General features: G+C 54.7%; 5 protein-coding genes and 1 pseudogene. All 6 read right to left on the bottom strand.

What is annotated here, in order from left to right:
* Positions 1–43: 43 nt before the first annotated feature.
* Positions 44–931, bottom strand: a complete 888-nt coding sequence (locus Q0X57_RS06910) for a glycosyltransferase family A protein (RefSeq protein ID WP_297729472.1) — start codon at positions 929–931, stop codon at positions 44–46.
* A 155-nt stretch (positions 932–1,086) separates the two neighbouring features.
* Positions 1,087–1,908, bottom strand: a complete 822-nt coding sequence (gene panB, locus Q0X57_RS06905) for a 3-methyl-2-oxobutanoate hydroxymethyltransferase (protein ID WP_007365746.1) — start codon at positions 1,906–1,908, stop codon at positions 1,087–1,089.
* Positions 1,909–1,946: 38 nt separating this feature from the next.
* Entirely contained in the window at positions 1,947–3,467 is a 1,521-nt protein-coding gene (gene guaA, locus Q0X57_RS06900; protein ID WP_297729468.1) for a glutamine-hydrolyzing GMP synthase, read from the bottom strand.
* Positions 3,468–3,509: 42 nt separating this feature from the next.
* The gene (gene ychF, locus Q0X57_RS06895) at positions 3,510–4,613 is read right to left on the bottom strand and encodes a redox-regulated ATPase YchF (RefSeq protein ID WP_007365839.1); all 1,104 of its coding nucleotides are present in this window, start codon (positions 4,611–4,613) and stop codon (positions 3,510–3,512) included.
* A 301-nt stretch (positions 4,614–4,914) separates the two neighbouring features.
* Positions 4,915–6,426, bottom strand: coding sequence for an Ig-like domain-containing protein (locus tag Q0X57_RS06890; RefSeq protein WP_297729464.1), 1,512 nt, complete (start codon positions 6,424–6,426; stop codon positions 4,915–4,917).
* 12 nt (positions 6,427–6,438) lie between these two features.
* Positions 6,439–7,066 (bottom strand): annotated as a pseudogene (locus Q0X57_RS06885) (hypothetical protein); the annotation flags it as partial.

Raw genomic sequence — 7,066 nt, 5'->3', positions numbered from 1 at the left:
CAGTTGCTCCCGAGGAAAGCACTCGCTACACGACCGACGGAGGTTACGATCGGAGGGAACAGAGGTGGAGGAGCTTGTAGAGAGCGAAGAGGCGGAGCGAGGGGTGGCGCGAGGTGAGCTGTCGTCGTAGCAAGGGCTTGAGGAGCGGAGCGAGGCTGCCGAGCAACGGGACGAGCCTGGTGCGCTCTAGTCGTAGGTAGAGCTGGAGGAGACGTATCGGATAGGGCGCGAGCAGGGCACGGTGTCGGTAGAGGTTCTCCACGTAGCGCTCGGTGGTGTCGAGGAATTGGTCGCTAGTCTCCTTGAGCGCATGGATGACAGGGTTGTCAATGTGCGTGATGACAACCCCTCGCTCGGTCAGTCGATAGCCGAAGTAGGCGTCTTCGTAGCCCATACCCATCTCTGTGGGGAAGCCTTCCTCGAGAAAGATGTGACGAGGTATCAGGAAGCTCATACTGACGAAAGCATCTGCGGGCGCTTGCTGTCGCTCGGCTAGGCTGCGGGTCTCGACCTTGTGCCCATACTTATAGCGCAATAGCCTGTCGCTGGTGGGGCGCTCGGTAGGATAGCAGAAGCCCCCTACCACTACCCTCTCGGGATGCGCTGCCTGCAGGTAGTCCACGACGAAGCTGTCGGAGGCGGGCATTGTGTCGGAGTCAATGATGAGAAGCTGGTCTCCCTCGGCTTGCTGCGCTAGGTAGTTGCGCATGCACCCCGCCCCAAGATGTGTCGTGGGGCGGACGAGCCGTATGAGCCCCTCCAGCTGGAGTGAGTCGTAGAGCTGAGCATAGCGAGGATCGGAGGAGTCGTCTCCGAGGATGATCTCACCCTCCACATGCGCCTGTAGGAGCTGACGATGCAGAGCCTCTACGAGTGGACGGCAGTCGTAGTTGCGCGTGGGGATCAGTATGGAGATGGGCTTTGCTGGCATGATAGAGTGGACTGGACGCCCCTTTCGCTGAGTGAGCGAAAGAGCACTCCACAAAAGTACTCATTTCGGGGAGCATAGACACAACAAAAGCGAAGGTACCACCAAGCTCACTGGCTGGCGGTGCCTTCGCTATATTATATATGTATCTGTGGCGACTAGTAAGACTCCTCCTCGTTCGGGAAGTCTTGGCTCTTGACATCGGCTATGTAGTGCTGTACCGCATCAGTCATGATGGAGCCAAGGTCAGCGTAGCGACGCAAGAAGCGAGGACTAAAGCCTTGCGTGATGCCGAGCATATCGTGCATGACGAGGACTTGGCCGTCCACCCCACCGCCGGCACCGATGCCGATGACGGGGATCGTTAGCTCAGAGGCAACCTTGGTGGCTAGCGGTGCTGGGATCTTCTCCAGTACGAGAGCAAAGCAACCTAGCTCCTCAAGGAGATGTGCATCGGCCAGCAACTTATCAGCCTCTGCCTGCTCCTTAGCACGGACAGCGTAAGAGCCAAACTTATTGATCGACTGAGGCGTGAGCCCAAGGTGCCCCATGATCGGGATACCGGCCGAGAGGATACGCTCTACCGATTCACGGATCTCGCTACCTCCCTCTATCTTGATCGCATCAGCGTGGGTGATCTTCATCACCTTGATGGCGCTCTCTAGAGCGATCTTAGAGTTACCCTGATAAGAGCCGAAGGGGAGGTCAACGACAACCAGCGCACGCTGCACCGCTTTCATCACGCTCTTGCCGTGATATATCATTTGGTCTAGCGTGATCGGTAGCGTAGTCACATTACCCGCCATCACATTACTGGCAGAGTCGCCTACGAGGATCACATCCATACCGGCAGCGTCGATGATCTGTGCTGCAGAGTAGTCGTAAGCGGTGAGCATGGAGATCTTCTCCCCACGCTCTTTCATCTCGAGTAGTCGTCGGGTGGTCACCTTGCGACTATCGGTAGCTTGATAGGTGGACATATTGATTTAGATATTAAGCAGATAGACTGAGCGAAAGGTTACTCCCACTCAATCGTTGCGGGTGGCTTCGACGACACATCGTAGCAGACGCGATTGACGCCACGCACCTTGTTTATGATTTCGTTAGAGACCTCTGCGAGGAAGTCGTACGGCAGGCGAGCCCAGTCGGCACTCATCGCATCGACGCTCGTCACCGCCCGCAGAGCCACCGTGTACTCGTAGGTGCGCTCGTCACCCATGACGCCCACACTCTGCACGGGCAGGAGGATAGCTCCAGCCTGCCAGACCTCATCGTAGAGGTTGTACTTGCGGAGCAGGTCGGTGTATATCTTGTCAGCCTGCTGGAGGATAGCCACCTTCTGAGGAGTCACCTCGCCCAGCACGCGAATGCCTAGGCCTGGCCCTGGGAAGGGATGGCGAAAGATCATATGTCGTGGCATAGAGAGGGCCAAGCCGACACGACGCACCTCATCCTTAAAGAGATGCTTCAGCGGCTCCACCAGCTTGAGGTGCATACGCTCAGGCAGTCCGCCCACGTTGTGGTGGCTCTTGATCACCTTGCCCGTGATATTGATGGACTCGATGATGTCCGGATAAATGGTTCCTTGTCCCAGCCAACGAGCCTGTGGCAACTTCTTCGCCTCAGCCTCAAAGACCTCGATGAAGTCTCGGCCGATCACTTTGCGCTTAGCCTCGGGATCACGAACGCCCGCCAGGTCTCCGAGGAACTTCGCACTCGCGTCAACCTTGATACAGCCTAGTCCGAGTGCTTTGTAGTCCGCCAAGATCTGCTCCGCCTCGCCTAGTCGCATCAGCCCATGATCCACAAAGATACAGGTGAGCTGATCGCCGATAGCACGGTGCAGGAGGACCGCAGCGACCGAACTGTCTACGCCTCCACTGAGCGCCATGATGACTTGCTCGTCACCTACCTGAGCCTGGATCGAGGCGATGCTGTTCTCGATGAAAGACTCGGACGACCACTCGCCCTTGATGCCACAGAGCGTGACGAAGTTGTCGAGGAGCTTCGTACCCTCCTCACTGTGATGTATCTCTGGGTGAAACTGTACGCCCCAAGTCTCCTCGCCTTCTATCCTATATGCGGCATACTGCACCGAGGGAGTCGAGGCAATCACCTTAAAGCCTTCGGGAAGGCGTGTGATCGTGTCACCGTGCGACATCCAGACCGTGTGCTGTGGCGAGAGCCCAGCAAGCAGTGGATCGGCTTTGTCCACCAATTGTAGTGTAGAGGCTCCGTACTCACGGGTATTAGAGTTCTCCACGGCACCTCCGCTCTGATGCACCATCAGCTGGGCACCATAGCAAATGCCTAGGATCGGCAGCCTTCCACGGATAGCGGCTATGTCTGCGGTAAAAGCCTCCTCAGCATAGACCGAGTATGGGCTCCCCGAGAGGATGACGCCGCGAACGCCCGTCAGGTCTGTGGGAATCTTGTTGTAGGGGACTATCTCGCAGTAAGTGTTCAGGTCTCTCAGACGACGTCCGATGAGCTGTGTAGTCTGCGAGCCAAAGTCTGCGATAATTATCTTGTCCGGCATAGGTTGATTCTATTTCGGTGTTAATACTTTGTACTAGAGGCGCTATACGTTGAAGCGGAAGTGCATGATGTCTCCGTCCTGCACGACGTAGTCCTTGCCCTCGACCGCCATGCGACCAGCCTCCTTGACAGCCGTCTCAGAGCCGTAGTGCACATAGTCCTCATACTTGATCACCTCAGCACGTATGAAGCCACGCTCGAAGTCGGTGTGTATGATGCCCGCACACTGAGGAGCCTTGCTCCCCTTGACAAAAGTCCAAGCACGGCACTCATCAGCTCCAGCCGTAAAGAAGGTCTCGAGGTTGAGCAACTTGTAGGCTGCACGGATCAAACGGTTGACACCCGTCTCCTCCAGCCCTAACTCCTGCAGGAAGAGTTGACGCTCCTCATACTCCTCCAGCTCTGCTATCTCGCTCTCGATATGCGCAGATACGACCAGTAGCTCCGCATCTTCATGAGCGATAGCCTTGCGAACGGCCTCCACATAAGCATTGCCCGTGGCGGCACTCGCCTCGTCAACATTGCAGACGTAGAGGACTGGCTTAGCTGTTAGGAGAAAAAGGTCTCGCAGCGCCTGCTCCTCGTCCTTGTTTTCCGGCGTCACCGAGCGAGCGTTAAGCCCTTGCAGTAGGGCTTCCTCGATACGCTTGAGGAGCGCTACACGGATCTTCGCCTGCTTGTCGCCACCCGTCTGAGCCTGCCGCTCGGACTTCTTGAGTTGCGTCTGCACCGTCTCTAGATCCTTGAGCTGTAGCTCCGTGTCGATGATCTCCTTGTCCCGAACTGGATCTACGGAGCCGTCAACGTGCGTAATGTTGTCATCGTCAAAGCAGCGCAGCAAGTGTATGATCGCATCAGTCTCGCGGATGTTTGAGAGGAACTTATTGCCCAGCCCCTCGCCCTGACTGGCACCCTTGACCAGCCCCGCTATGTCGACAATCTCTACCGTGGCAGGCACCGTCCGCTTAGGATGCTCCATCTCGACCAACTTATTGAGACGCTCATCTGGCACGGTGATGACCCCAACGTTGGGTTCGATCGTGCAGAAGGGGAAGTTGGCCGACTGCGCCTTAGCATTCGACAAGCAGTTAAACAAAGTGGACTTACCGACGTTGGGTAGTCCTACGATACCGCACTGTAGCGACATATATTATAAAGATAAGTATACAACGTGACGAAGCCTCGCTCTCGTGTCAGCTCGGCTCTCCTGCAAAGGTACTAATTATCTTGCTGTCGGAGGGGATCCACCAGCATCGTGACGCTCGCATGGGACTTCTAACACCCGCTGTCGGAATGCACGGTTCATGTCTAAACTCTAGCTTCTACCCACTAAGAAAATCAAGTAGGTAGGGAAACAAAAAGTTTTCTGACCTACTTTCGTTTCCCAACCTACTCAATTAAGAGTGCTACTCGTATCAGTAGCAAACGCTTCCTGTGTACTCGTCCAGCTAGCCCTCGGAGTTTGGCAAATCCCGCTTGAGGACTAGCTGTAGGAGTATGCGCTTAGTTTCAGAGTCTTCATAGATCTGGCATAGATCTCCATCATGATTATACACCATTACCACATTGGCGGTGGCATCGACGTAGTACTCTTGATCAAAGCCGTTGCGAGCGAGATACTCCTTGAGCGCAGTAGACTTGATGTCGGCCTTGCCATTGGGGCAGTTGAGCTCAGCATTGATAAAGGGGTGACTGCGAACCCCGCGTAGGGTGTAGTAGACCCACTTGAAATTACTCTTCTCTAGTGCTTCACTCTTCGTGACAAATATACGGCTGTAGGGCTGTGAGTCTTGCTGGCTAAACTCACGAAGTCCCAACTGCTGTTCGAAAGCTTGCGCTTTGTCCAGCGAGCCAGTCGCTAGAGCCTTGAGCGAGGGGAAGTCCCGGACATTGGTCATAATACTATGATGACGAGGCATACGCTTGACAAACTCCATATACATCTGAGCTCCAAACTCGGGATACTCCTCATCCATCATCACGACCGTTATATCTGGATCTATGTCACTCTTGGCGCGCAAGACCGAAGTCTCCTCACCAGCCACATCTATTACAGCAGACTCTATCTGGGAGAACCCACTACTCCGTAGCATCGTACGTGTACGAGGGCAGTGTGCTATGGTCTCCTTACTATAGGCTATGATACGCTTATCATGACCATCTTCCGTAGGTATACCATAGATGACGGCTGGTATAGTCATCAAGTCTAAATTTACAAAGCCCTCGTAGGTCTGCTGCATATTATAGCGAATGGATTGCGATCTGCGACCTAAGCTTTGCTCATACGATAGAATGCTGGGTTCTGTGATGTGACCTGTAGCATCTCGCTGAGGAGCAAACTTCATCAGAGGCAACTCTGTTGATACCTTAATATTAGGAGCCGTCACAGACACCCTCACAGAGACCTGTATCGAGAGAGCTTGTAGCGTGATCGTCGTCTCGCCTACGGAGACACCTCTGACACATCCACGATCATCCACCGTGGCGACCTGAGGAGCTGCAGAGGTAAAGGTCACCGGAGTGCCCTCAGGAGATACCGTATAGCGGATTCGTGTGGTATCACCCTCGACAACACTTATATCAGTATCGGGGAGTGATATAGCCACGGCCTGAGCAGAGACCTGCACCCGACAAGTATCCCGTAGAGATCCGAGTGCGACAGCTATCGCTGTCTCGCCTGAGGCACAGGCGGTGATAAGACCCGTAGGATCAACTCGTGCGATGGTCTCATCAAGACTCTTGAAGGTCACTTGCGAAGAGGTCGCTTGTGGCGTTATAGCTACATTAAGTCGAGCTGTATCACCTACCGTGAGGAGGAAGGTGCGAGACGACAAGGTCATCTGTAGAGGCTTCGGCATCTCATCGCTACAGCTACATAGTAGTGCGACTGCAAGGAGGGTGAGACATACCGTGGTCACTCCCCTCAAGAGGGGCTGGCGGTGTAGATTTGCGATTGTCATACTCCGTCTATATTATTTGCGGATGATGGTCAGAGAGTGGTCTGTAGCACCGACCTTGAGCAGATAGGTGCCTATAGGTAGGTATGCTAGATCTAGCGTCACCTCGCTCTGCACTAGAGGTAGGAGACGTAGCAACTCACCACCCGCTCCTAGGAGATATGCGGTCTCGCCAATGTAAGCCGCCGGTACAGAGACGATACAGTAGCTATCTGTAGGGTTAGGGTATACCTTAAGGAGCAAGCTCTCGTCAGGCTCCTCCACACCAGTCTTCTGCTCAAAGGTAGCGACAACGGTCGACTCGCCATCTACCGTAAACTTCTTTGCCGAGAGGATGTCCTGCTCATTGACCTTCAGGCTCTTGAGCTCGTAGCCCTCATCAGGCGTAGCCTCAACCTTAACCTCTGTACCACGCTCTAGCGTAGCATTAGGCTGGATCTCCTGCTCCCCTGCGAAGAGCTTCAGATGTCCATGCTCTGGCTGTGCAAAGTGAATCGCGTAGGTGACGGGCTTCTTCTGCTCAAAGGTAGCGACAACGGTCGACTCGCCCTCTACCGTAAACTTCTTTGCCGAGAGGATATCCTGTTTATTGACCTTCAGGCTCTTGAGCTCGTAGCCCTCATCAGGCGTAGCCTCAACCTTG

This window comes from uncultured Porphyromonas sp. (assembly GCF_947254915.1).
Lineage (GTDB): Bacteria > Bacteroidota > Bacteroidia > Bacteroidales > Porphyromonadaceae > Porphyromonas.
This window is presented reverse-complemented; position numbering and strand designations above follow the sequence as displayed.